The 369-nt window shown below is 57.7% G+C and carries 1 protein-coding gene; it reads left to right on the top strand.

The window, feature by feature from the left end:
- Positions 1-128: 128 nt before the first annotated feature.
- The coding region (locus tag VJ923_RS11520; protein ID WP_326441619.1) for a hypothetical protein at positions 129-369 on the top strand (241 nt) is incomplete at its 3' end.

Below are 369 nucleotides of genomic sequence, written 5' to 3'. Positions count from 1 at the left end.
GCGCCAGGCAAGAATGGCCCCCTAAAGTCAGACCAATTTAGCCAAATCCAAGTCAAGAAAAAACAGCCACTGCGCCGCCGTCGGCCCTACACTGGTGTACGCCAATACGCCAGAAGATTAGGAGGACCATGAATGACAACGAGCGCAATGGCCTGCAAGAGATTATAGACAAGGCCATCTCGGATATCGCCCGGGCAGAGGGCGATTCCTTCGAACTCGACAAGATGAACTTGGCCGAGTTCTCGAGAAGGACAGGGCTCTCGAGATCGAGGGCCCGCACATTGAAGGCAAGAGGGTTCACCGTCGCTCCCCATGGGCGCTGCGGCATGCGCGCCGCCACAACGGTGATCAGCGGCTTCGAGGGTATCG

The sequence above is a fragment of the Adlercreutzia shanghongiae genome, from assembly GCF_035830635.1.
GTDB classification, from domain to species: Bacteria; Actinomycetota; Coriobacteriia; order Coriobacteriales; family Eggerthellaceae; genus Adlercreutzia; species Adlercreutzia shanghongiae.
Note: the sequence above shows the minus strand (reverse complement) of the source record. Positions and strands in the feature narration are given on the sequence as shown.